17 protein-coding genes and 1 pseudogene are annotated in these 25,539 nt (G+C 66.6%); 4 read left to right on the top strand and 14 right to left on the bottom strand.

Annotated elements, in window-relative coordinates:
- Nucleotides 1-27: 27 nt before the first annotated feature.
- Nucleotides 28-1,281 (bottom strand): serine hydroxymethyltransferase, encoded by a 1,254-nt coding sequence (gene glyA / locus CKW06_RS03330; RefSeq protein ID WP_005408051.1) that lies wholly within the window; start codon nt 1,279-1,281, stop codon nt 28-30.
- A gap of 187 nt (nt 1,282-1,468) precedes the next feature.
- Nucleotides 1,469-1,942: an RcnB family protein gene (locus CKW06_RS03325; RefSeq protein ID WP_024957256.1), complete on the bottom strand. Its 474-nt coding sequence runs from the start codon at nt 1,940-1,942 to the stop codon at nt 1,469-1,471.
- Nucleotides 1,943-2,194: 252 nt separating this feature from the next.
- On the opposite strand from CKW06_RS03325, the gene ettA reads away from it, so the two are divergent.
- The 3 genes from ettA to CKW06_RS03310 all read left to right on the top strand — a co-directional run bounded on the left by ettA (nt 2,195) and on the right by CKW06_RS03310 (nt 6,538).
- Complete coding sequence (gene ettA, locus CKW06_RS03320; protein ID WP_005408049.1) at nt 2,195-3,859, top strand: energy-dependent translational throttle protein EttA; 1,665 nt, start codon at nt 2,195-2,197, stop codon at nt 3,857-3,859.
- 163 nt (nt 3,860-4,022) lie between these two features.
- On the top strand, nt 4,023-5,339 hold the full coding sequence (locus tag CKW06_RS03315) for an NCS2 family permease (protein ID WP_024957255.1): 1,317 nt from the start codon (nt 4,023-4,025) through the stop codon (nt 5,337-5,339).
- A gap of 194 nt (nt 5,340-5,533) precedes the next feature.
- Complete coding sequence (locus tag CKW06_RS03310) at nt 5,534-6,538, top strand: DUF4434 domain-containing protein (RefSeq protein ID WP_174522848.1); 1,005 nt, start codon at nt 5,534-5,536, stop codon at nt 6,536-6,538.
- On the opposite strand, the gene CKW06_RS03305 is transcribed toward CKW06_RS03310, so the two are convergent.
- From CKW06_RS03305 to CKW06_RS03270, 8 genes and pseudogenes are all read right to left on the bottom strand, one after another.
- Nucleotides 6,532-9,351: an NfrA family protein gene (locus CKW06_RS03305; protein WP_024957253.1), complete on the bottom strand. Its 2,820-nt coding sequence runs from the start codon at nt 9,349-9,351 to the stop codon at nt 6,532-6,534. The genes CKW06_RS03310 and CKW06_RS03305 overlap by 7 nt on opposite strands.
- A complete protein-coding gene (locus CKW06_RS03300; RefSeq protein WP_024957252.1) occupies nt 9,348-11,495 on the bottom strand; it encodes a glycosyl transferase family protein in 2,148 nt (715 codons plus the stop codon). Before CKW06_RS03300 ends, CKW06_RS03305 begins: the two co-directional genes overlap by 4 nt.
- Nucleotides 11,496-11,501: 6 nt before the next feature.
- The gene (locus CKW06_RS03295; protein ID WP_024957251.1) at nt 11,502-13,703 is read right to left on the bottom strand and encodes a cellulose biosynthesis cyclic di-GMP-binding regulatory protein BcsB; all 2,202 of its coding nucleotides are present in this window, start codon (nt 13,701-13,703) and stop codon (nt 11,502-11,504) included.
- Nucleotides 13,700-14,884, bottom strand: a pseudogene (wecB, locus tag CKW06_RS03290) (non-hydrolyzing UDP-N-acetylglucosamine 2-epimerase). Before wecB ends, CKW06_RS03295 begins: the two are co-directional and overlap by 4 nt.
- Nucleotides 14,885-15,151: 267 nt before the next feature.
- Nucleotides 15,152-16,186 (bottom strand): fimbrial protein, encoded by a 1,035-nt coding sequence (locus CKW06_RS03285; RefSeq protein ID WP_024957250.1) that lies wholly within the window; start codon nt 16,184-16,186, stop codon nt 15,152-15,154.
- Nucleotides 16,177-18,741 carry a fimbria/pilus outer membrane usher protein gene (locus tag CKW06_RS03280; protein ID WP_005412212.1) on the bottom strand — a complete coding sequence of 855 codons (2,565 nt, stop codon included), beginning with the start codon at nt 18,739-18,741 and terminating at the stop codon, nt 16,177-16,179. The genes CKW06_RS03285 and CKW06_RS03280 overlap by 10 nt, the downstream gene beginning before the upstream one ends.
- A 92-nt stretch (nt 18,742-18,833) precedes the next feature.
- On the bottom strand, nt 18,834-19,562 hold the full coding sequence (locus CKW06_RS03275) for a fimbrial biogenesis chaperone (protein ID WP_005408039.1): 729 nt from the start codon (nt 19,560-19,562) through the stop codon (nt 18,834-18,836).
- 85 nt (nt 19,563-19,647) lie between these two features.
- Nucleotides 19,648-20,187, bottom strand: a complete 540-nt coding sequence (locus CKW06_RS03270; protein ID WP_024957249.1) for a fimbrial protein — start codon at nt 20,185-20,187, stop codon at nt 19,648-19,650.
- A 459-nt stretch (nt 20,188-20,646) separates the two neighbouring features.
- On the opposite strand from CKW06_RS03270, the gene CKW06_RS03265 reads away from it, so the two are divergent.
- The gene (locus CKW06_RS03265; RefSeq protein WP_005408037.1) at nt 20,647-21,012 is read left to right on the top strand and encodes a hypothetical protein; all 366 of its coding nucleotides are present in this window, start codon (nt 20,647-20,649) and stop codon (nt 21,010-21,012) included.
- Between the two features lie 10 nt (nt 21,013-21,022).
- Here CKW06_RS03265 and pncB read toward each other — a convergent pair whose 3' ends face one another.
- The 4 genes from pncB to CKW06_RS03245 all read right to left on the bottom strand — a co-directional run bounded on the left by pncB (nt 21,023) and on the right by CKW06_RS03245 (nt 25,539).
- Nucleotides 21,023-22,201 carry a nicotinate phosphoribosyltransferase gene (gene pncB, locus CKW06_RS03260; RefSeq protein WP_005412211.1) on the bottom strand — a complete coding sequence of 393 codons (1,179 nt, stop codon included), beginning with the start codon at nt 22,199-22,201 and terminating at the stop codon, nt 21,023-21,025.
- A gap of 101 nt (nt 22,202-22,302) precedes the next feature.
- Entirely contained in the window at nt 22,303-23,142 is an 840-nt protein-coding gene (locus CKW06_RS03255; RefSeq protein WP_024957248.1) for a glycosyltransferase family 2 protein, read from the bottom strand.
- Nucleotides 23,139-23,990 carry a glycosyltransferase family 2 protein gene (locus CKW06_RS03250; RefSeq protein ID WP_005412209.1) on the bottom strand — a complete coding sequence of 284 codons (852 nt, stop codon included), beginning with the start codon at nt 23,988-23,990 and terminating at the stop codon, nt 23,139-23,141. The genes CKW06_RS03255 and CKW06_RS03250 overlap by 4 nt, the downstream gene beginning before the upstream one ends.
- Before the next feature lie 197 nt (nt 23,991-24,187).
- A protein-coding gene (locus CKW06_RS03245) for an IS3 family transposase (protein ID WP_095052030.1) occupies nt 24,188-25,539 on the bottom strand; the annotation gives its coding sequence in 2 pieces (ribosomal slippage) (nt 24,188-25,092 and nt 25,092-25,539; 1,353 coding nt in all).

The following is a 25,539-nucleotide window of genomic DNA, read 5'->3' as shown; positions in this document are numbered from 1 at the left end:
AGGAAAGGGCTCTGACCCCGGCCCTGATCAGCCGTAGACCGGGTACTTGCGGCACTGCGCGCTGACGGCATCGCGCACGCGGGCGATGACGGCGTCATCGTTCGGCGCGTCGAGCACGTCGGCGATCCAGTTGGCCAGGTCCACGCAGTCCTGTTCGACGTAGCCACGGGTGGTCACCGCCGGGGTGCCCAGGCGCAGGCCCGAGGTCACGAACGGCGAACGCGGGTCGTTCGGCACCGAGTTCTTGTTGACGGTGATGTGGGCCTTGCCCAGCGCCGCTTCCGCGTCCTTGCCGGACACGTCCTTGCCGATCATGTCGACCAGCATCAGGTGGTTCTGGGTGCCGCCGGAGACGATCTTGTAGCCACGCTCGATCAGCGTATTGGCCATCGCCTGGGCGTTCTTCACCACCTGCTGCTGGTAGGCCTTGAAGCCCGGTTCCAGCGCTTCCTTGAAGGCCACGGCCTTGCCGGCGATGACGTGCATCAGCGGACCGCCCTGGATGCCCGGGAACACGATCGACTGCAGCTTCTTGACCAGGTCTTCGTCGGCGCCCTTGGCGACGATGATGCCGCCACGCGGGCCGCGCAGGGTCTTGTGGGTGGTGGAGGTGACCACGTGGGCGTGTTCCAGCGGGCTCGGGTAGACGCCTGCAGCCACCAGACCGGCAACGTGGGCCATGTCGACGAACAGGTAGGCACCGACCTTGTCGGCGATGGCGCGGAAGCGCGCCCAGTCGATCACCTGCGAGTAGGCCGAGAAGCCGGCCACGACCATCTTCGGCTTGTGCTCCAGGGCCAGGCGCTCGACTTCGTCGTAATCGATCAGGCCCTGATCGTTCACGCCGTACTGCACGGCGTTGAACAGCTTGCCCGAGGCGTTGACCTTGGCGCCGTGGGTGAGGTGGCCGCCGTGGGCCAGGCTCATGCCGAGGATGGTGTCACCCGGCTGCAGCAGGGCGAAGTACACGGCCTGGTTGGCCTGCGAACCGCTGTGCGGCTGCACGTTCGCGTAGTCGGCGCCGAACAGCTGCTTGAGGCGGTCGATCGCCAGCTGCTCGGCGATGTCCACGTATTCGCAGCCACCGTAGTAGCGCTTGCCCGGGTAGCCTTCGGCGTACTTGTTGGTCAGCTGGCTGCCCTGGGCTTCCATCACCGCCGGGCTGGTGTAGTTCTCGCTGGCGATCAGCTCGACGTGGTCTTCCTGGCGCTGGGTTTCAGCGGCGATGGCCTTGGCCAGTTCGGGATCGTAGGATTCGATGCGGACGTCACGCGGGAACATCGGGTACTCCAGCAGGCAGGGAAAAGGGGTACGGCTCAGCCCTCGATTGTAGCCCCGCACTGGCCCGCTGGGGCCGAAACGGACGGGGCCGGCATTCCCTAAGGAATCCGGCCCCGTATGGTTTCGAGGGATGTTGTGGGGTCAGAGCCCTTTCCGATGGAAAGGGGTCCGACCCCGGCCGCGATCCTCAGCGGCTGCTGAGCACGTACTGGGCGATCACACCGGTGGCGATGGCCACCAGCAGGATGTTGCCGCGGTCATCGCGGATCCACTGGTGCCCGTAGGGCGGGCGACGCAGGTTGTAGCGCGGGTAGTCGTTCACCACGTAGATCGGGCCGCGGTAGTAGTCGCGATAGCGGTGGCCGACCTTCCAGCCATAGCCCGGGCCGTAGGCCGGACGATAGACCACGCGCGGCGGTGCCGGGCGGTAGTAGCGGTCATGGTCGCGGTGCCAGTCGCGACGGTCGCGTTCCCAGTCGCGACGGGCCTCGCGGCGGTCGCGCTCCCAGTCGCGGCGGTCCTGGCGCCACTCACGGCGATCCTCGCGCCATTCACGGCGGTCGTGGTCGCGGCGATGGTCGTTGTCGGCGAATGCCGGGGCCACGGCGCCCAGTGCCAGCACAGAGGCCACGGCACTGGCCATTACTCGATTGATGCGCATGTCAGACCTCTGCTTGGTGGGTGGTGAGCCCATATTGCGCAACCGATCTGAACCGTTTCCGGCTGGAAACGCTTCCCGCTGCAGGACTGTGACCGAGTATTCAGGCGATAGCCAGCCCGGCGGCCCTTCCCGGGAGCGGCCCGGAACCGGTTCCGGCTATAATTGGCGGTATTCCATTTCAGTCTGTGCCCGCTGCCGCAACGGGATCTACCCGTGACGGGTCGGGCGCAGGGCCGCGCCTACGGAGACCGCATGTCCTCGCAATACATCTACACCATGAACCGCGTGTCCAAGGTGGTTCCGCCCAAGCGGCAGATCATCAAGGACATCTCGCTGTCCTTCTTCCCGGGCGCGAAGATCGGCCTGCTGGGCCTGAACGGCGCCGGCAAGTCCACCGTGCTGAAGATCATGGCCGGCGTGGACACCGATTTCGAGGGCGAGGCCCGCCCGCAGCCGGGCATCAAGGTCGGTTACCTGGCGCAGGAACCGGAACTGGACCCGACCAAGACCGTGCGTGAAGCGGTCGAGGAAGGCGTGGGCGAAGTGCTGCAGGCCCAGGCCGCGCTGGAAGCGGTGTACGCCGCCTACGCCGAGGAAGGCGCCGACTTCGACGCGCTGGCCAAGGAACAGGAGCGCCTGGAGGCGATCCTGGCCGCTGGCGACGCACACACGCTGGAAAACCAGCTGGACGTGGCCGCCGACGCGCTGCGCCTGCCGCCGTGGGATGCCATCGTCGGCAAGCTGTCAGGTGGTGAAAAGCGCCGCGTGGCCCTGTGCCGCCTGCTGCTGCAGAAGCCGGACATGCTGCTGCTCGACGAACCGACCAACCACCTCGACGCCGAGTCGGTGGAATGGCTGGAACAGTTCCTGGCGCGCTACACCGGCACCGTGGTGGCCGTCACCCACGATCGCTACTTCCTGGACAACGCCGCCGAGTGGATCCTGGAACTGGACCGCGGCCGCGGCATTCCGTGGAAGGGCAACTACACCGACTGGCTGACCCAGAAGGACGAGCGCCTGAAGCAGGAAGACAATCAGGAAAAGGCCCGCCAGAAGGCGATCCAGAAGGAACTGGAGTGGTCGCGCCAGAACGCCAAGGGCGGCCGCACCAAGGGCAAGGCCCGTCTGGCCCGCCTGGAAGAGCTGCAGTCGGTCGATTACCAGAAGCGCAACGAGACCAACGAAATCTTCATCCCGCCGGGCGAGCGCCTGGGCAATGCGGTGATGGAGTTCAAGAACGTCTCCAAGAAGTTCGGCGACCGCCTGCTGTTCGACAACCTGAGCTTCCTGGTGCCGGCCGGTGCCATCGTCGGCATCATCGGCCCGAACGGTGCCGGTAAGTCGACCCTGTTCAAGATGATCACCGGCCAGGAAAAGCCGGATACGGGCGAGATCGTGGTCGGCCCGACCGTGAAGCTGTCCTACGTGGACCAGAGCCGCGACGCGCTGGAAGGCAACCACAACGTCTTCCAGGAAATCGCTGGCGGCCTGGACATCCTCAACATCAACGGCATCGAGATCCAGTCGCGCGCCTACATCGGCCGCTTCAACTTCAAGGGCCAGGACCAGCAGAAGATGGTCGGTTCGCTGTCCGGTGGTGAGCGTGGCCGCCTGCACATGGCCAAGACCCTGCTGCAGGGTGGCAACGTGCTGCTGCTCGACGAACCGTCCAACGACCTGGACATCGAAACCCTGCGTGCGCTGGAAGATGCGCTGCTGGAGTTCCCGGGCAACACCTTCGTCATTTCGCACGACCGCTGGTTCCTGGATCGCATCGCGACCCACATCCTGGCGTTCGAAGGCGACTCGCACGTGGAGTTCTTCCAGGGCAACTACCGCGAGTACGAAGAAGACAAGCGCCGCCGCATGGGCGACGACGCCGCGCCGAAGCGCCTGCGCTTCAAGGCGCTGAAGTAAGGCAACCGGAAAGGCCGCGCTCGCGCGGCCTTTCTCATTTCGGTAGGTCACCACCGTTGGTGGTGACGCTTTGAAGCGTACCGACCAACGGTCGGTACCCACGTTCTGCATTCGGGTAGGTCACGACCGTTGGTCGTGACACCTTACTGTCGCGAGAAGCCCCATGTCCCTGTTCGAGCGCCTGTTCCAGCTGCAGCAGCACGGCACCACCGTGCGCACCGAGCTGCTGGCCGGTGTCACCACCTTCCTGACGATGTCCTACATCGTCTTCGTGAACCCCGAGATCCTCGGCACCACCGGCATGGATGCGGGTGCGGTGTTCGTGGCCACCTGCCTGGCCGCCGCACTGGGTTCGGCAGTGATGGCGCTGGCCGCCAACTTCCCGGTCGGCATGGCGCCCGGCATGGGCCTGAACGCGTTCTTCGCCTTCACCGTGGTCGGCGCCGCCGGCCTGCCGTGGCAGCAGGCACTGGGTGCGGTGTTCATCTCAGGCCTGGTGTTCCTGGTGCTGTCGCTGACCGGTGTACGCGCGTGGCTGGTATCGGGTATTCCGTCATCGCTGCGCTCGGCGATCGTGGCCGGCATCGGCCTGTTCCTGGCGATCATCGCGCTGCAGAAGTCGGGCGTGATCGTCGGCAATGAAGACACGCTGGTGGCGCTGGGCCCGTTGAACACGGCGCCGCCGCTGCTGGCACTGGCCGGCTTCCTGCTGATCGCGGTGCTGGAAGCGCGCCGCATCCGCGGCGCGATCCTGATTGGCATCCTGGCCGTGACCGGCGCTGGCTGGGCATTGGGCGACGTGCAGTACCAGGGCCTGGTCTCGCTGCCGCCGAGCCTTGCACCCACCTTCCTGCAGCTGGACCTGCCGGGCCTGCTGCACCATGACGGCGGCGCACCCATCGCAGTACTTCTGCAGGTGGTGCTGGTGTTCGTGCTGGTGGAGGTGTTCGATGCCACCGGCACGCTGTACGGCGTGGTCGGCCGTGCCGGCCTGCTGAAGCTGCCGGGCGCGCAGAAGCGTTTCGGCCGCGCGCTGCTGGCCGACAGCACCGCCATCGTGGCGGGTTCGATGCTGGGCACCAGCAGCACCACCGCCTTCGCTGAAAGCGCCTCGGGCGTGCAGGTAGGCGGCCGTACCGGCCTGACCGCACTGGTGGTGTCGGCACTGTTTCTGGCAGCGCTGCTGTTCTCGCCGCTGGCGTCGATGGTGCCCAGCTATGCCACCGCGCCGGCCCTGTTGTTCGTGGCCGGCCTGATGCTGCGCGAACTGGTGGAAGTGGACTGGAGCGACCTGACCGAATCGGTGCCGGCGGCGCTGTGTGCGCTGGCGATGCCTTTCACCTACTCGATTGCCAACGGCCTGGCGTTCGGCTTCATCGCCTATGCCGCGCTGAAGGCGGGTACCGGGCGCTGGCGCGAAGTGCATCCGGCGGTGTGGCTGGTGGCGGTGCTGTTCACCCTGCGCTACGCATTGGAATAAGCGGTAGGCGATGCCGGCCAGCGGCCGGCACTACCGGATGGTGATTCACCTGCCATCCGGGCGCGATGCCGGCCAGCGGCCGGCACTACCGGGTGGTGATTCACCTGCCACCTTGGGCGCGATGCCGGCCAGCGGCCGGCACTACCAGGCGCGGGGTTCACCCGCCACGCACGGCGCTCTGGGATGATGCAGGCATGGTTCGGCCCGACCTTCCCGCGGATCCGTCTTCGCCGTTGCGCCGCCGGCTGCTGCGCGCGGCGGTGCTGGCGCCGTTGGCCGCTACTTTCGCCACCCTGCCCGGCTGCTCGCTGCCGGTGCAGGTGGATGGCACCTTCCTGCAGCCGTGGCGCAGCCACCTGCAGTGGCGCCTGGCCGACTGGCAGCGATCCTTGAAGCTTGCGCATACGCTGGGCTGCCGTCAGCTGGTGCTGCAGTGGACCGGCATCGTCGGTGGCAGCGACGGCGACTGGTCGCTGCCCGACGGCAGCCTGCAGCAGCTGTTCACCGCGGCCAGCGAGAACGACATCCGCATCCGCGTCGGCCTGCCCTTCCAGCAACGCTGGTGGCAGGCGATCGGGGCCGACGATGCCACGCTGCAGGCGTTCCTGGCCGACAGCCTCGCGCATGCACGCAACTGGTTGGCACAGGCCCCCTGGGCGCAGCAGCCGGCCTTCGAGGGCTGGTACCTGCCCTACGAACTGGAGCAGTACCACTGGGCTGACCCGGCCCGCCAGCAGTGGCTGGCGCAATGGCTGCACGGGCTGGTGGAGGCCGCCAGCGCGCGCGGCGGCGACTGTGCGATTTCCTGCTACTTCAGCCGCCTGCAGACCGACGGCAACCTGGTCACGCTGTGGCAGGCGGTGCTGGCACAGGCCACGCTGCGGCCGATGGTGCAGGATGGCGTGGGGGTGGCCGGTGCCGGCAACGTGCAGCAGCTGCAACCGCTGCTCGATCATTTCCACGCACACGACATCAGCTTCGATGCGATCGTCGAACTGTTCCGCGAACTGCCTGGCAGCGCCGCTGATGGCAGCGGGTTCAAGGGCGAAACCGCAGATGCCGCACGCATCCAGCGGCAGCTGGCATGGGCACGCGGCAGTGGCGCACAGCACGTGCTGGTCTATGCGCTGGAGCCATGGCTGACCCAGGACACGCCGCAGGCCGCCGCGCTGCGGCGGCGCTGGGGGCTGGCTCAGTAGTAAAAGATCGCGGTGGCGAACAGGCCCTTGGCGCGCTGCGTATCGCCGCCACCGATGGCGAAGCGGTACTGCACGGTCAGGTCCAGGTAGGAACGTGGCGTGTTGTAGTGGTCCTCGCGGAACCAGTAACGCACGCCCACGCCTGGCCCTGCGCCGAGTGACCAGCTGCGCTGCGTATCGTTGAGCGCGAACGACTGCGCCGGGAACAGCGGGTAACGGATGTCGTGCACCCGCGAGCGCTGGTCCAGCCAGCCCGCCCCCACCACCACATACGGCGTGACCACCCAATGAGTCTGCCCGGCACCAAAGCGGAAGCTGCGCCCGGCGCGTAGTTCACCGGCAGCGAACCACTGTTCGCGATGCAGGCGGCCGTTGGCATCGCCGATTCGACGCACCGGCGTGCCATTGGCATCGAGTGCATCGAGGGTGAAGTGCGCGCTGTTGTCATCCCAGGTATAGCCGCCCTGCGCGTAGCCGCTGACCATCCACCACTGGTTGACGTCGGTGCGCAGATCGGTGCCGTGGTAATAGCCATAGGTCAGGTAGGACATCCAGCCACCGGAATCGCTGGCCAAGCGGTAGCGGGCCAGCGTGCTGGCTTCCAGTGGCGGGTTCCGGGCCAGCTGCAGGCGGCACTGCACGGCCGCCGATGCGGGGTAGACCTCGCCCTGGCGGGTTGCGCTGCCGAGGAACTGGCGGCGCTCGATGCCGGCGCTCAGGCCGGTCTGGCCGAAGGCGTAGCGCATGCCGAACGAAGCGATGGTGGACGGCCAGCCGGTGGTGGAACGCGAATGGCTGAGGCGTTCGGCGCGTGCACGCGCATCCGGCGTTGATTCGCCGGTGCACGGGTCCACCGCGCGGATCGATTCGTAAGTGCCACCCTCGTCGTACAGCGTGTTGAGCAGGCGTGCGTAGAGTTCCAGCGTGCCATGCTGGTCGTTGAAGGCCGGGGGCCGCCAGAACGCCTCCAGCGTGCTGAACACCGAATCGCCCGGCGTGCTGATCGCTGCACCGCCGACATTGGTCGCCGCCTGGCGCGCACCACGGAAACCCGCCGAGGCGATCACGCCCCACTCGCGCGAGTAATTGGCGATGGCATTGCGCACGTTGTAGCGTTGGCGCTCATCCAGTGGCAGCTCACCGGCATCGGCGCGATCAATGGCGCTACGCAGCAGCGTCACCGCCTGTGGATGGTCACCGTTGGCTGCGCTGGCGTAGGCCTGGTCGAGCACTACGCTTTTCGGTGCCCTGCCGGTGGCCTCGGCGGCCCGGAAGTCGGCCAGTGCGCGCGCCGGCTCATGGGCCTTCTGGTTGAGGTAGCCGCGCTGCATCAGCGCCCCCGCGTCATCAGGGCGCTGTGCCAGTGCCGCATCCAGGCGCTGCCGCGCTTCGTCCTGCTGGGCACGGTTGCCCGCCGCCAGCGTGGTGGTCAGCAGGCCTTGCAGGTTCGCGTCGTCCGGCGCGAGTTGCACGGCCTGCCGTGCCTCACCGATGGCATCGGCGTAATCCTGGCGCGCATAGGCAGCGTAGGCACGCTGTGCGGCACCACCATCGCCCTGCAGGTCGGCCGGCATCAGCTCGCAGACGCTGCCGCTGTCAACGGACTGGCAGTGCTGGACTGGTGCCAGGTACGCTTCGGCACCGATGCGGGGAAGCTCGCGACTGGAGCGGATCGCCCGTCTGCGTTGCTCGATGCCCTGCTGCAAAAGCTGCTGTGACCGTGCATCGCCTTCACCTGCCGGTACCGCCGCCTGCAACGGTGCCAGCAGTGCAGCTGCGCGCAACCGATCGCCTGCGGCCAGCGCCGCATCCACCGCCAGCAGGCGCACGTTGCGCTGCTGCATTGCTGACCCCGGCGCAGCGAGTGCGGTGTCGAAGTCCTCATTGGCGAGCACGGTATTGCCCTGGCGCTGGCGCAGGTAGCCGCGCATCACCCGTGCATTGAGATCCTGGCCGTCGGCCTGCAACGCCTGGTCGGCACTGCGCTCAGCGTCGGCCAGTTGATCGCCCTGCAGCTGCGCGGTGATCAGCAGCAACCGGTATGAAGCAACGTCGGGGGCCAGCTCCACGGCAGCGTGCGCCTGCTCAATGGCGGCGGCATTCTCGCCTGCAGACAGCGATTGATAGGACTGCTGGGCCAGCCGCAGCGCGCGTTGGCGGCCCAGTGCCACCCGCCGCGTGCGCAACTCCTCGACATTCGGTGCGCCCAGCTGCAGCGCGGTACCGATGGCGGCGTCGGCCTGTCCGGGCTGTTGCTGTGCCTCCAGCGCCGCCACCCACAGCAGCGCCCATGCGCCCTGTTGCGGCTGCTGCCGGAACGCCTGCTCGGCCTTGCTGGCGGCGACGCCCATCTGGCCGGCGTCGTAGGCCGCATAGGCTTCGGTTGCCAGCATATAGGCCTGCCGGCTATTGCGGTCGGTCACCGTTGCGGGTGCACGCGGTACCGCTCCGGTACGCGCCGCACCTGTGCTCGTCCTGGGCGCAGCGGCCAGCGCCGGCAAGGCCGGATCCTTCAACCCCGCATCCAGTGCACGACGTGCCTGCTGCTGCGCCTCGGCACCCCGCCCCAGTTTCTGCAGCGCATAGATCTGCAGCAGGCGCAGCCGCACCACGTCCGGGCGCAACCGGATCGCTTCGCTGGACTGCCGGTAGGCCGCGGGGTAATCGCCACGTTCATAGGCGGCAAACGCCTGCTCGGCGATGCGGTAGGCGGCACCGGACAATGGCAGTGGTGCATCGGTCTGTGCCAGCACCGGCGCGGCGGCCGTGGCCAATGCCACGGTGATGACAGTGGACAGCAGCGTGGTCTTCATGCCGGCAAGGCTCCGGGCGGCGGTGACTGCAGCGTGGCCGCACGCCGGCGCTGCTCCTGCATGGCCTGGGCCACGGCCTCTTCAGTGGTGATGCCCTGCTTGACCAGGTAGTCGCCGATGCGGCCGTCGCGCTGCGGCATGTAGTCGTCCAGTGCGATCTCGAAGCGTGCGTGATCGATCAGGCGCATTTCCACCAGCAGATCGCCCAGCAGGGGCACGTTGTCCAGCTGCCATTGCCGGTCGCCACCGATCAGCCGCAGGCCGGCGTTGATCTCGCTTTCGCGGGCGATACTCTGTTCAATGTGGTTGCTGCGCGTCTCCTGCTTCAGCAGGGCCAACGCGTCTTCGGGCAACGGGCTGGCCACGGCCAGCCGCAGGGTGCCTTCCTGGCGCGGCGGCAGCGGCAGCATGCGCCATTGCACGCAGGCATCGGCACTGATCGGGAACTGGCAGGCGCGCAGGTAGTCCACGTCGATCACCGCGCGTGGCAGGTCACCCTGGAAGGCGATGGCCTCGGCCAGCGTTTCATCATCCAACCAGCCCTGGGTGAGCAGGATGCGGCCCAGCGGTTGCTGGCGGCCTGCCTGCTGCTGCTCCAGCGCCTGCTGCAGGCGTTCGGGTTCCACCGCCTGCCAGGTGGTCAACAGCTCACCGAGCTGCTTGCGGGTCTGCACCAGCTGCGCCGCATCGGGGAAGTCGTGCATGGTCTTGTCCCAGACCATGCGCTTGCCGAACAGCAGGTAGGCCAGGAACACCTTCCAGGCACGGGCGGTGGCCATGAAATTGATCATGTTGCCGACCACCATGCGCGGGATCGACATCAGCGCGTGCTCCCAGCCGTACAACCGGTTGACGAAGTAGAAGCGCTGCACGACCCGGGTCGCCAGCGCTGCGGTGGTCAGCAGCGCGACATTCATCTGCCAGGTACCGGCCTGGAACACGCTGGGAAACTGCATCGTCCACAGCCCGGTCATCTTCAACAGCCAGAACAGCAGCAGTTGCAGGAAGATGATGTAGGCGACGATGCTGACGAACGAGGTGATGATGCCTTTTCGGTCACGCGCCAGCAGGTACTTGGTGGCCAGCGAGCCACGCCAGCCCAGCGACTCCCAGCTCTGCAGGCCGATGCCCAGCACCCAGCGCGCCTTCTGCCGGTACGACGCGCGGAAGTTGTCGGGGAAGTACTCGCGCACGCACAGCGCCATCTGCTGGGTGCGCTCGCGCACCGGCCCCCAGCCGAACCAGGATGGGCGGCGCACGCGGAACTGCACGGGGAAGCGGGCGAAGATCGACTGCATGCCCATGGCTGCCAGCCTCGCACCGACGTCGTAATCCTCGGTGAGGCTGTCGGTGTTGAAAGGCTGGTTGTCGGTCTGCGCGCTCAACGCCAGCAGCGCTCGCCGCGAGAAACAGGTACCAACACCGGCCGACGGCACCATGCCGGACACGCTCTCGCGCACCACCAGATCCTTGGCGTGCCATTCGGCGAACTCGTCCATGTAGACGCCGGCCACCAGTTCGTACCACGCGCGGTCCAGTGAGGTGACCGGCAGCTGGATCATGTCCTTGCGCGGCAGCAGGTAGTTGTAGAAGCGCAGTTCCATCGGGTGCAGCACGTCCTCGCTGTCGTGCAGGATCACGCCGGCGAATTCGATGTCGTGGCGCTTTTCGTAATCGAAGATCGCCAGGATCAGCCAGTTCAGGCAGTCGGCCTTGCTGGTCGGCCCGTCGTGCGGCACTTCAACGCGGCGCAGGCGCTTGTAGCGGCGGCGCATGCGCTCGACTTCATCGATGGTCTGCTGGTCGTTGGGATAGGTGCCGACGAACACGACGTACTCGCGGTAGTCGAGCACGTTGATCATGTTCTCCACCATCTGCGCGATGACGTCGTACTCCATCCACGCCGGCACCATGATTGCCAGCGGCTGTTGCGGCCGCTGCATCAGGTCTTCCTGGGTCAGCGGCCGGTACGCTTCGCGGCGCTTGATGGTGAGCGCGCGCCAACTCTCGCGCACCCAGTACCAGACGTCGATGAACAGATCATCGAGGCTGGAGATCAGGATCAGCACGGCCACCGCCGCCGCCGTGGTTTCCAGGACGGCGTAGTAGTTGGCCAGCTGGATGTTCCAGAACAGACCGTCCACGGTGGATCAGTGCCCTGTGTTGGCGGACTTGCGGCGGCGCACCTGGGTGACGCGGGCGGCCAGCAGCGCGAACACGATCACGCCGACCAGCAGCAGCAACCAGACCATGTGCCGTTCCCACTTCGATTGTGGATTGCCATCCTGGGCAACTCGGCTCCCGTAAGGATCCTGGCGATCGAACTCGCGCACGGCATCATTGCCGTCGAGCACCGCCAGATCACCGCGCAGCAGCCGGAACGGTGCGCCGAACGACGGTGCCTGTGCACCCAGATCACTGTACAGCACGCCAAGCTGGCCGCCGGAGGTGCCGACCTGCACCACCGCGGCGCGATCCAGGCCGCTGACATCCAGCAGCGGCTGAGGCTTCCCGCCGATCAGCAGGTGGCCGTCCTCCAGGCCGGCCACATCGACACCCGACGGCGCCACACCGAAAGCCAGCCACGGCGCACCCGGGCTGATCGCCGCACCGGCATCGACCACCTTCAGCTCCGACGCCTCTGGCGAGGCCCCCACTGCACTGGCCACCGCGATCACCTTGCGCAGCGATGCCGGCGCGTCCTGCAGCCACGTAGCGGGCACGAACATCTGGTTGCCGCGTGACAGCTGGCTGCTGGCACCGACGAAGTCACTGCCCAGCGAACGTTTGGCCAGGGTCAGGTGGCTGCTGGGCAGGATCGAGACCGGATACGCGGTGGCCGGATCGTGGCAATAGGGGCGTGCCGGCTGGCGCAGGAAGCTGACGCGGATCTCGTTGCGTGCCGACAGCGCGTAGGCCGGCACCCTGGCCACCAGCCGCTGCGGCTGGCCGTTGGCCGACAGCACCTTGCCGCCCAGCAGGTAATCGTTGAAATGGATCGTGGCCACCGCGCCCTGCCCGGCCGCATTGGGGGCCGCCGAGACGTCGATCACCACCTCCTCGGGCAGGCGCCCATCGGCCGACAACGCGCCGAGGTCGAAGCTGGCGCTGCGGTCCGCGCGGGTCACGACATCCACCGTGCCGGCGATGTTGCCGAGTCGACTCAGCAGCACCTGGTCACCGTCCAGCTTCGGCGTGCCCGCTGCGCTGACCTGCAGGCTTCGGCCCAGTGCATAGCTGCGCCACTGTTCGGCGAACAATCCGGCGACCTTGCCCGCCGCCGGCGGATCGACCACCAGCGTCGGACGGCCGGCAACGGCCACCACGCGGACCGAGGCGGTGGCCGCGGGCTTTTCCAGGCCACCCATGTCGGTACCGCGCCACGCGGCGAACGCCGTGCCCGCGTCGGCGCCAGCGGTGGCAACCTGTGCGGCCAGCGCATCCAGTGCCGTGCGCACGCCAGCGCGCAATGCGTCGCTGCCGATCATCACATCGGCGGCCAGCGGTCCACTGTCACGCAGCGACAGCAGTGCCCCCACTTCGGCCAGATCCTTGATCGCATGCGCGCGCTCGCCAGTGGCCAGCGCGGCATAGGCCGGCACGACCTGCAGGCTGGCCGGGATGCTGATGCCGGTCAGGTCGACGCTGTCACCGACCTTGGGCAGCGCCAGCACCTGCACCTGCTTGCCACCGGCCTGCAGGGCCGTGCCAATGCGCCAGGCCGCGTCGTAGATGGGGGCCTGCAGCGCCTTGCCGTCCACCAGCAGGCGCACCTGCGGGGGCAGCGCGCCCCAGGCCTTGGCCACGGTGTCCACGGCGCGGCCGTCGAAGCGGTAGCTGAAGCGCGAGTCCGGCGACAGCCGCAGCACGTTGGCCGGCGCGCTCTGGTCGGCACATTGGTAGTCGGACACGATCGACCACCAGCCGACGCCGACCCGCACGAAGCCGTTCTGGCGGGGTTCGCCATCGATGGCCAGCAGCTGGCTGGCGTCACCCTGTGCATCGGTGATCGAGCGTGCGGCGATCGGATCGCCATCGACCGACCACAGGCCGGACGTGCGCCCGGCGTGGCCGCGCACGTAGCGCCCGTCCAGCTGCAGCTGCGCATCGCGGGTGGCGACACCGGCCGGCACCGGCAGGTAGATCTCGCGCTGGCTCTCCTGCCCGCTGAGCACCAGCGGTTGGCGGAAACCGAGTTCGCGCAGGGTCATCTGCCGGCTGACCGTGCTGTCGCCGCTCCACTCGGCGAACTGGCCGGCGACGCTGTCGGCGGCATGGGCACTGCCAACCACGCCCGACAGGACGAACGCGGCGGCGGATGCAAACAGGGGAGAGCGGCCGGTCTGGGTCATGGCGTCACTTCGCGTGGGTGGGGGTGGACGGCGCCGCTGCTGCGGAGGCCGGGCGAGAATTCGGGAAGCGGCGTGCCACGCAGGGCGGCGACGATGCGCGCGCTGGCACGGCCATCGCCGTAGGGGCTGGCGTCGGGATCGAAGCGGGTCGGGTGCGGTGGTTGTGCCAGTGCCGCGTTGACTGCCTCGACAATGCGCGAGGGCGCGGTGCCGACCAGCGTCACCACACCGGCCTCGACCGCCTCCGGGCGTTCGGTGACGTCGCGCATGACCAGCACCGGCTTGGCCAGCGCCGGTGCCTCTTCCTGGACGCCACCGGAGTCGGTGAGGATGACGTCGGCGCGCTGCATCAGCCGCACGAAGCGCAGGTAGTCCTGCGGCGGCACCAGGTGCACGTTGTCGAGATGGCCGAGGTGGGCGTTCACCGGGCCCTGCACGTTCGGGTTCAGATGCACCGGGTACAGCACCTGCAGATCCGGCCGCCGTGCCAGTTCAGCGAGCGCACGGCAGATGTCCTCGAAGCCCTGCCCGAAGCTCTCGCGGCGGTGGCCGGTGACCAGCAGCAGGCGACGATCGGGGTCAAGCATGTGGAAGGGTTCGTCAGCCCGCGCACGCAGCGCCGGGTCGGCATCCAGGCGCTCTACGGTCTGCTGCAGGGCATCGATGACGGTGTTGCCGGTGACCAGGATCTGCCCGCCCAGGTGTTCACCGGCCAGGTTGGCGCGCGAGCTGGGCGTGGGCGCGTACAACTGGTCGCCGACCACATCGATCACCCGCCGGTTCTTTTCCTCCGGCCACGGCCGGTTGATGTCACCGGTGCGCAGTCCGGCCTCGACATGACCGATCGGAATCCGGTGGTGGAACGCGGCCAGCGCGGCGGTCATCGCCGTGGTGGTATCGCCGTGCACCAGCACCCGGTCCGGACGGACCTGCGTGTACAGCGCGTCAAGCCGTTCGAACAGCCTGGAACACAGGCCATTGAGGGTCTGGTTGGGCACCATGACATCCAGGTCATGGTCGGCGGTGATCTCGAACAGCGACATCACCTGGTCCAGCATCGCCCGGTGCTAGCCGGTGATGCAGACCACCGATTCGATGTCCGCAGCCTCGGCCAGAGCCCGCACCAGCGGCCCCATCTTGATCGCTTCCGGTCGCGTGCCGAACACCGACAGGACCTTCACCGCAGCGCTCCGGCGGACCGACGCGGGGGAATGCCAGGAGCTGTAGCCACGTCTGGATCCTTTCGGCGTTCCCGTCCAATACCCGCAGGCAGGAGACGGTCACCTCATGAGGAAACTCCAAAATCGCGACGTACATCACATTCGAATAATGGTACGCGCGTCGTGGCATTGATCTTCATCGTTGGAAGATCAAGACGCAGTCAACGCCGCCCGTGTCACGGGCGACGTTGCGGTGGAACGCAACAGTGGCTGCGGCCTGGGGCCGCCTTACTCGTACTGGATGGTGAAGGTGGCCTGGCCGTTCGCGACACCGGCACCGACCGTGCCGGCCTGGGTCTGCACATAGCGGGCGCGCAGCGGCAAGGTCATCGTGCTGGTGCCGGGGGTGGTGGTACCTACATTGACGGTCTGGCCGAAGCGCACTTCGCGCTCGGTGGTGCCATCGCGCTGGACCATCTGGATGCCGATGCGGGTGGCGCTGTTGGTGGCCGCACTGAGCTTCAGCACGCCCGGCATGTTCGAGCTGTCCTGATCGGCATCGAGGCGGATGCCGATCTTGCTCTGGTACTGCGCGACATTGCTGCCCTGGCAGTTCAGGCGGATCTCGAAATCGCGGTCAACGGCCTTGGAACCGACACCGGTGAAGGTAGTGTTGGGCACGCTGCCGAAATCGACGGCGATGTTGCGGCTGCCGGCCTGCACTTCACAGGTCGGGCTGACCACGGTGGTGCCCGAGCCCTTGAAGGTTGAAGTCAGCACTGGGCGGCTGGCACTGTCACCGTCGAAGTAGTATGTGGTGAAGCGCCCATTGGGCGCGATCACGCCCGAGCCAGTCTGTGCGGCGGTCTTGATCAGCTGGATGCGGAAGCGACCGCCAATCAGCGTAACGGTGCTACCACCGCCAAAGCTGAGCTGATGCGGGTAGTAGACCTGGATCGCCCCGGAATCACGGAACAGCTTGATGCCAACACCGGGGACGTCGGTTTCATAGGTATTCGCAAAACCAGGAACCGGACGCTTCTGCGCCGCGTTGACGTACTCGCCGATCGAACGACCACCGTTCCAGTCGCAGCTGGCCACACGGTCGCGCTGGGTGATCGACTCGCTGATTTCCTTGATCACGCCGCCAACCGGTGTGCTGGGCAGGATCACGATCTGGCCCATGTCCATGGTGACGTCCTGGGCCGTGAACCAGCTGGAGCTGATCCGGCACGCAGCACTGGCCTGCTGCGCCAGCAACACACCACCGAGCACGGCCACGGCAGCCAGCGCCTTGCGGCCTCGGGAAGAAATCATCGGCATGCTGCCTCCAGCGGGATGAAGCCGGTCTTGGACGCATCGGCGCCCGCCGGAACCTGGTAATCGACGGTGCAGCGCTGGTCGGCGCCTGCGCCCCACTCCACCAGCAGGCGGCCCTGGTTCTTTTCACTGCGCACGTACAGGCGGCCGCCCTGGCTGACCATGCCCACCGGCTGGCCCTGCTCATCCTTGACCTGCGCACCGAACGGCATGGTGCGGCCATCCGGGTTGCGCACCTGGATCAGCAGCGCGTTGCCCTTGCGGGTATCGAAGCGCAGGTAGCTGATGGCACCGGCGAACGGCGCGATCGACTGGCTGGTGCTTTCCAGCTCGACGTCGTGGGCCATGCCCTGCGGGTCGAGGGTGACGGTATTGAGGCGGTACGGCGACACGTACGGGACCACCGCGTAGCCGCGGCCATCGACGCGCAGGCCCGGGGCGTTGCTGACGATCGCATCGCGTGCGCCCGGCGCTTCCACCAGCACCATGGTGTCGCCACGCTGCGGGGTGAAGGTGAAGCCGCCCGGATGCACGACCACGCTGCCGTTGGCACCGACCGAAGCCTGGCGGAAATCGCGCGAGTGGCTGTAGGTCGCGTTCAACGCGGAGTAGCGGCTGCGGTACTCGGCGTTGCCGACCGCGGTGGTGCCACCTTCGCGGGAATCGGACAGCGCCACGCCGTAGCTGAAGTTGTTGTCGACACCGGCCGAACCGGTGATGCCGACGCGGCTGTTGTCGTAGCCACCGCGGTCGCGCACGCCGAGATCGGCGCTGAACGACACCGGGTGGGAACCACGACCCAGCGGCACGCTCATCGACAACAGGTACTGGGTGTCGGAACGGCCCAGCACGCCCTCTTCGGTGCGCAGCGCCGAGAAGCCGTAGTTCACCGAACGCCAGGCATTGTTGTAGCCCACCTGGTACTGCTTGGAGGTGCCGGAACGGTCGTAGAAGTCACGCACCGAACCGGTCACGTACAGCGCGCCGCCGCGACGGCCCAGCGGCTGGTTCAGCGTTACCTGGAACTGGCTGCGCTGGCGGCCACGGGTGGTCGGATCGATGCCGCGCTTGTCCGAATCACGGCCGTACAGCGCGTCCTGCAGGCTGTAGAAGCCTTCGGTCGAATAGCGGTAGGCGGCCAGCGTCAGGTTGGTCCCGGTCTCGCCGATCATGTTGCTGTAGCTCAAGCGCACGCTGGCACCGGTGTGGTTGCCGTAGTGATCGAACGAGGTACGCGCATGGGTGACGTCGGCAGCGAATGCGCCGACCGGCGTGGACAGGCCGACGCCGTACAGCAGCGACAGGTAGCCATCGCTCAGTGCACTGCCACCGTACAGGGTCAGCTGGTTGCCGATACCGCGCTGGTAGGTGCCCTGCACCAGCCACGGCTCATCGGCCAGCAGCTTGTTGCGCACCTGGCCGGCCGTCAGCGAGTAACGCGACACGCCTTCGCGCAGCATCTGCGGCACCGAACCGAACGGCACCTTGAATTCGCGGCGGCGGCCATCGGCCTCGATCACGCTCACTTCCAGATCACCGCCGTAACCGGTCGGGTACAGGTCGTCGATGACGAAGCTGCCCGGCGACACGGTGGAGGAGTAGATCAGCTGCTCGTTCTGGCGCACTTCGATGCGCGCGTTGGTCTCGGCGATGCCGCGCACGACCGGCGCGTAACCGCGCAGCGAATCGGGCAGCATGCGGTCGTCGCTGGCCAGGCTGGCACCGCGGTAACCGATCGAATCGAACAGTTCACCGGTGGTGTAGGCCTCACCGATGGTGAGCATGCCGCGCACCTGCGGAATGCCGCGCTGCGCATAGGTGGCGATGCTCTGCCAATGGCGGCCGTCGCCCTCGGACCAGGTCAGGTTCGAATCGTGGCGGAACTGCCAGCCACCCAGGTTCATGCCAGCGTTGAGGCCGAGGTAGGCACTGCGGTTGCGCTGGCCACCTTCGACGCGACTGTCGCTGTCGATGGCATTGAAGCTGTAGCCGACGAAACCGGCATTGATGCCACGGTCCCACAGCGCCGGGTTGACGTAGCCACGCGCCTCGCGGCGCAGGAACACCTGCGGGATGCTCAGGTCGTAGCGCAGGTTGCCGCTGTCATAGACACCATAGGCGTTGGCCATGCGCTGCTGGACCGGCACGCAGCTGGTCTTGTCGGTGGGCACGGACGGATCCTGCTGCAGCAGCACGGCCTCGCTGTCCACGCCCATTTCTTCCAGCATCGGCAGCGGCAGGCAGGCGTCGACACGGCCCTGCGCATCGGCCTTGAACTGCAGATCGCGACGGCCCTGCCAGGCACCGTTGACGTACACGTCGACACGATAGTTGCCGGCCACCATCGGGTTGCCGTTGCTGAAGGCCGCCAGGTCCACCTGCTTGGCCTGGCCAGACAGGAAGCTGGAGTTGAACTGCGCCGATTCGGGTGCACGCGCATTGGCCGCACCACTCTGCGCCATGAGCGCCTGTTCGCCGAGATTGGCCGGGGCAGCCAGCGCCCATCCTGGGCAGGCCACGCCAGCAACCAACAGGCAAAGCGCCTGATGGATCGACAATGTCAATCTGTTTCCGATCACACTGACATTCCTTCAATTCGCCGCACAGCGGCGGTGGCGGGATGCGCAGGCCAGGGGCCGGCGCGGCGCGTTCAGCCCCCGGTGCTGCCGAGGCGGATGGTGTGTTCCACCCGGCCGCCGTAGTCGTTGATGGTGATGAAGCGGACCTGGTCGGTGCCCGCCGGTGCGGCGAACTCCAGGCTCTGCTTCGGCGCGACCATCGCGCCCTTGTCCTCGACGGCCTTTTCACTGCTGCCGGTCACGGCATGTACTTCGGCCAGAGTGACGTGGAAGGGGCTCGGGTTTTCCACCCGCAGGCGGTCGCCATTGCGGGTCCAGCGCAGCGCTGCGGGTGCATCGTTGGCGACGCCCTTCAGGCCCTGCGGCCGGTAGAAAAGCTTCAGGCGCGAACGAAACGCGACCTGCAGGTAATTCTGTTCGCCGCTGTCAGCGTTGTCCGGGGACGGCGGCACATCCAGCACGTTGAGCCAGAACACCGACTCGCGGTCGGTCGGCAACTGCGCGCCGGAGAAGATCAGTCGCAGCGCCTGGCTGCGGCCCGGCTCGACACGCGCGATCGGCGGCGTCAGTACGAACGGGGCATCGCTGGTATCGGCGGTCTGGTTGGCGTCGCCGCTGTCGATCCAGGCCTGCACCAGCGCCGGCGAATCGCCCACGTTGTCGACCTGCACGGTGACTTCGCGCGCCTGCGCCGGATAGATCACTCGCGTGCCATTGACCACCACGCCGGCCAGAGCGTTCTGGCAGAAGGGCAGCGTGAACGCTGCCAGCAGCAGCGCCCGGGGAAAGAATGCTTTCATCGGAAGTACTACGCTCGAGGTATGTGGCCAGGGGCCGCGATGCACTGGCCGGCGCGTGCGCCGGCCAGTGCTGGTACGGCTACGATCAGTTGTAGATGATCGTGTACTTGACGCTGCTGGTGACGTCGCCCGGGGTGGCGGCGGCAGTGGCGTAGTACTCAGCGTAGTAGTTCAGGTCGGCCGAGCCGTCGATGCCGACGGTGACCCACTGCGAGTTGGTCTGGGCCAGGCCAGCGCCGGCAGCCTTGATCGGCAGGACCTGGTTGTTCGAGCCCAGCAGCTGCAGCTGCACGTTGGTGGCAGCGTTGGCCGAGGCCTGGTTCAGCAGGCGGCCGGTGTTGAAATCAACGGTCGAACCCGGCTCGAAGTAGGTCGCGACGTTGCCGGCGCTGCACTTGGTCAGGTTGATGGCGAACGGGGTACGACCGGCAACGGCACCGGCGGTGGCCAGGGTGTTCTTGGACACGGTCGGCAGGTTGACGGCGAAGTCCTTGCCGCCCGGGGTCGAGATGGTGCAGGTCTTGTCGGTCACCTTGCCGTTGAAGGTGATGGTGCCGTCGGCGGCGTTGGCGGCCAGCGGAGCGGCGGCCAGCATCAGAGCGGCAATGAGGTTGATCTTGTGCATTCGCTTTTACCTAACCCTACTGAAGAGATGAGAAGTAGAGGAGGAAGCAAGGAGCACTGCCGGGCTACCAAGACCCATCCTTGCGTCTCACCTGTGGCCGGACTCGGACATACCTTCCCCTGAATCCGTGACGCAAGTATATGCACAACTGTGATGAAAGTCTCATTATTTTTCTGAACGCCAATTCATTGACGCCTCAAATGTGACGTGTTAGGCGAAATCATGGTTGGGGGAGCGCAAGGAATTTGACGGTGGCCGGATCAGGCCACAAACGACCCTGCATGACGCACCTGGCGGCGCATTCGGCATGCGCGGAAACAGGCCTTTTTAAGGTGGAAATCACCTTATTTGATGCGCATCACTCTTTGTTGGTGATGGCCCTAGCAGATTCGGAATCGTCCTATTAAAGACGGATCGAACCTGTCGCTAACTAGGACACACCGAACCAGAGAACGTGTCATGAGAACCTCCCTTCTGCTGTGCGTGGCCCTGATGTCCGTCAGTGCGCTGGCCCAGGCCAGCAGCGGCAGCATTCGTTTCAGCGGCCGTATCGCCGAGCCGGGCTGCATGACCAACCTGTCCCAGGGCGAGCTGAGCCTGGCGGCCTGCCCGCCGTCGGCCAAGGGCTCGACGGTGGCTGTGACGGCGCTGGCCGATGGCCAAGCCGCGACGCTGCGCGACGGCAAGCGCCAGGGGCAGAAGCTGTCGGTGTCGGCCAGCGCGATGCGCGCCGGCGATATCGCCTTCTCCGAGCGCTACAGCGTGCAGGCTTCGAAGCAGCAGCCGCTGCAGGGTGCCTACCTGGTGGTGGTCGACTACCTGTAAGCCGACGTGTTTACGCCGGCGGCAGCTCGAAGACCTGGCGCAGGTAGGCCAGGTAGCCGGGGTCGTCGCACATGCTCTTGCCCGGCGAATCGCTGAGCTTGGCCACCGGCTGGCCGTTGCAGCGGACCATCTTGATCACGATGTTCAGCGGCGTCGGACCCAGATCATTGGTCAGGTGGGTGCCGACGCCGAACGCGACCTGGCAGCGACCACGGAAGTAGTCGTACAGGCGCATGACCTTGGCGATGTCGAGCCCATCGCTGAACACCAGCACCTTGCTGCGCGGATCGACGCGGCGCTGCTGGAAGTGCGCCAGCATGCGGTCGCCCCAGTCGAACGGATCGCCCGAATCGTGGCGGACACCGTCGAACAGCTTGCAGAAGTACATATCGAAGTCGCGCAGGAACGCATCCAGGCCGACCACGTCGGACAGCGCGATGCCGAGGTCGCCGCGATACTCGCGTGCCCACGATTCCAGCGCCGCCACCTGCGAGTCACGCAGGCGTGGGCCCAGCGCCTGGAAGGCCTGCAGATACTCATGGGCCATGGTGCCGTGCGGGGTCATGCCGTACAGGCGGGCGAAGTGCACGTTGCTGGTGCCGACCAGCTGCGGGCCGAGCGCATCGCGCAGCAGCGGCAGCAGGCGCGCGTGCCAGTCGCGCGAGTAGCGGCGGCGGCTGCCATAGTCGGCGATGCGGCACTGCTCGAACCCCGGGGTATCACGCAGCAGCGCGGCCTTGGCCTGCAGGCGGCGCTCGCCTTCGGCGAAGTCAGGCGTGGTGGTGTTGCGGAACCAGACTTCGTTGATGATCGCCAGCAGCGGCACTTCGAACAGGATGGTGTGCAGCCACGGGCCGGTGATGTCCAGTTCGATCTCGCCGGGCACGGTCTTCGACGCGCGCAGCTGGATGTACTTGCGGTCGAGGTGGAACAGGCCGAGGAAATCGGCGAAGTCGGGCTTCACGAAGCGCAGGCCACGCATGTAATCCAGCTCCGCGTCGCTGAAACGCAGGCTGCACAGGTGGTCGATCTCTTCGTCGATCTGGTCGATGTAATGGGCCAGGTCGATGCCGGGCGTGCGGCACTTGAACCGGTACTGCACCTGGGCACCGGGGTGCTGGTGGAGCACCGCCTGCATCATGGTGAACTTGTACAGGTCGGTGTCGAGCAGGGACTGGATGATAGGCATGGGGCGGATTATGCGCCCAGCAGGGTGAACCGGGGGCGCGGCCAGTGGATCCACACCATGCGTGGATGACCCTATCCATGCAGCCGAGCGTGGGCTCGGCTCTACAACGACCTGCGCACCAGGCGCGGCACCAGCATCAGGGCGTGCGCCCAGATCGCGCCCCACACCGCCACGCGCACCGGCAGCGAACGCTGACTGGCCTCGAACTTCTGGAAATAGCGCCACAGGCCCCGGTGCTTGTGCCATTCCACGAAGAACGGCCGTGAGCGGCTGGAGACACCGCGCACATGGGTGACCTGCAGGTCGTTGGCGATCGCCACCACCGCGCCAGCCTCACGTGCGCGCCGGCACAAGTCCAGGTCTTCGGCGTGCAGGCGATAGCCGGCGTCCCAGCCACCGATGCGGTCGAACAGCGCACGCGGCATCAGCAGCAGCGCTCCAGACAACGCCGGCACCCGCTGCAGCGCCTGCTGCGGATCGCGCGGGACCGACAGCTTCGAGCCTTTGCCGGGCGAACGCAGCATCAACAGGAAATCCGGATCACGACGGCGCACGGCCTCGTCGGCATGGCCATGCTCGTCCAGCTGTTCGACACCCAGCAGGCAATCCCCCAACCGTTCGGCACGGCTGCGCAGCTCGGCCAGAGTATCGGGCTCGACCATCAGGTCCGGGTTGATGAAGGCCAGCCACGGGCTGTGCGAATCGGCCACCCCCTGATTGTTTGCGGCGGCAAAGCCGGGATTGTCCGGATTGCCGACAAAACGCACGCGCGGGTCGTGGCTGGCATGGCGCTGCACGATATCCAGCGTGCCATCCATCGAGCCGTTGTCGATCACCCGGATTTCGGCCACGTCCCGCGCCTGGCGCAGACGGGAGAGACAGGCATCGATGGTGCTGCCGCTCTGGTAGGTGACGACGATGGCGGCGATGGCAACAGTCAAACGGGTGGCTCCGGCGCGGAAGGAACGAACAGGTCGCCCTGTTCCTTCGGCATTATCGCCTGCCGCATGCGCTGCTGCAGGTCGGCACGCAGCCCGTGCAGCGGGTCGTGCATCAGGAAGTCCGCCAACCGAGGCACCCAGCCCGGCCAGCGCGCAGCCAGCGCTTCAAGATCGCCGTCACGGCTGACCGCCTCCCCCGCCCGGCTGACGAAGGCGGTCTCGCACAGCACGTTGCGCCATCCCAGGCCGGCCATGCGTAGGCTCAGGTCCACCAGCGCCGCGTTCCAGCCGGCGTAGCTGTCCACGTCCAGGCCCCCGGCACGTCGACGCGCGTTGCCCCGCACCAGCACCGCATGGGTGACTGCGGACGGCAGCTCGGGGTGCAGGGTTGGCAATGTGGCACAGGTATGCGCCAGCAGGGCCGGATCATGGGGTTCGGGATTGATCTCGCCCAGCCTGGGCCACGCAGCGGTTTCGCCGGCATTGCACCACGGGGTTGCGGTGGCGATGGCGGCATCGCGGGCGAAGGTGTCCTGCAGCTGCTGCAGCCAGCCCGGCGCAGGCACGCTGTCCGGTGCCAGCACCGCCACGTCCATGCCATCGCAGGCGCGCAGCATCTCGTCCAGGTGGGCCACCTCGCCCAGCGGCCGCGCGCGGCGGGTGTACTCGGCCTGCAGTGGCGTATGCGCCAACCAGTGTTCCACCACCGCCTGCGCGCGCGGCCCGGTCTGCGCGTCGTCGGCCAGCCAGACCGCGGTGCCCGGCGCGGTGCCGGCATCCAGTGCGGCCAGGCAGCGGTCGAGCGCGGCATCGTCCACGCACAGCGGCAACAACACGATCGCCCCCATCCCGCCTCCGTGGTTGTCGGTAGCCACAGCCTAGCACCGGGAGGGTATCGGCCGGGTTGCACCCGGCACCCGCTTCAGGCCAGGGCAACAGCAACGGCCGAAGCAAAAGCTGGGTTCCTGCGGGATGGCGGGGTGGGTCCGGTTGCGGGGGACGCCGTAAACCCATCCTTGAAGTGACCCCCGAGACTTGGACGGGGTCAGGCGGCCGATTGGGCCCGCTCCCGGTACTCTACCGGGCTCAGACCTTTCAGTTTCAGTTTGATGCGCTCCTGGTTGTAGTACTGGATGTATTCCACCAGCCCAGCCTCCAGACTCTCGATGCTGTCAAAGCTGTTCAGGTAGAAGAACTCCGACTTCAGCGTCCCGAAGAAGCTCTCCATCGCCGCATTGTCCAGGCAGTTGCCACGCCGGGACATGCTTTGTTTCAACGAATGTTTTTCCAGCATGTGCCGGTAGTTTTCATGCTGGTACTGCCAGCCCTGGTCGGAGTGGATCATGGGGCGCTCATCCGGCGAAAGCTTCTTGATGGCCTCCTCCAGCATCTGACCTACCAGATCGAACACGGGCTGGCGCTTGATCTGATAAGCCACGATTTCGCCGTTGTAGAGGTCCATGATCGGCGACAGGTACAGCTTCATGCCTTGTACCTTGAACTCGGTCACGTCGGTCACCCACTTCTGGTTGGGGCGCTCGGCGTGGAATTGACGATTGAGGTCATTGCCAACCACAACATTGGCGGCCCCCTTGAAGGACCGGTAGCGCTTCACCCGTACCCGTGATTTCAGGCCCATCTCCCCCATCAGGCGCTGTACCCGCTTGTGATTGGTCCGATGACCCTGATTGGCCAATTCCAGCGTCACCGTGCGATAGCCATAGCGCCCTTGGCTTTGATCGTAGATTGCACGGATGCGCTCGCACAGGGCTGCCTCGTCCTGATCCGGATGGGCCAGGACATGGTTCTGGTAATAGAACGTACTGCGTGACAGCTCTGCCGCTTCGAGCAGAAGCGACAGCGTATGAACCTGCCTCAATCCTTGGATGGCTTGCGCTTTGCGTCTTGCGCCGCCTGCTCTTCCCGGATCAAGGCATCGAGTTTTTTTAGGTAGTCGGTCTCCGCACGCAGATAGGCGACTTCCTTGAGCAGCTCATCGCGACTCATTTCCTCAGGTGGCTTGGACGACCGGGTCTTTTTCATCGGCTTTCGGGGCAGCGGCGGAGGCGGTGCCAACGCTTGGGCACCGCCTTGAGCATACAGGCGCTGCCATCGCCCCACCGCGCCGGCATCACCAATCTGGAAGTAGGTGGTGGCCTCCCGCCCGGACATGCCGTCCTGGCTCATCTTTTCCAGGACAGCCAGCTTGAACGGGAGGTCATAGAACCGGGCCTGGCGATGAAATCCGCGCCAACCATGCAGCCGATAGGTCGCCACCCAGCGCCTGACCGTGGAGAACTCAAGGCCGTGGCGACGGGCAATGGCTTTGACCGATGTGGAGGTCTTGCAGGCCTCTTTGGCGACCTGCAGTTTGAAACGTGCGTCGTATCTGTTCAT

It is taken from the genome of Stenotrophomonas maltophilia, assembly GCF_900186865.1.
Lineage (GTDB): Bacteria > Pseudomonadota > Gammaproteobacteria > Xanthomonadales > Xanthomonadaceae > Stenotrophomonas > Stenotrophomonas maltophilia.
This window is presented reverse-complemented; position numbering and strand designations above follow the sequence as displayed.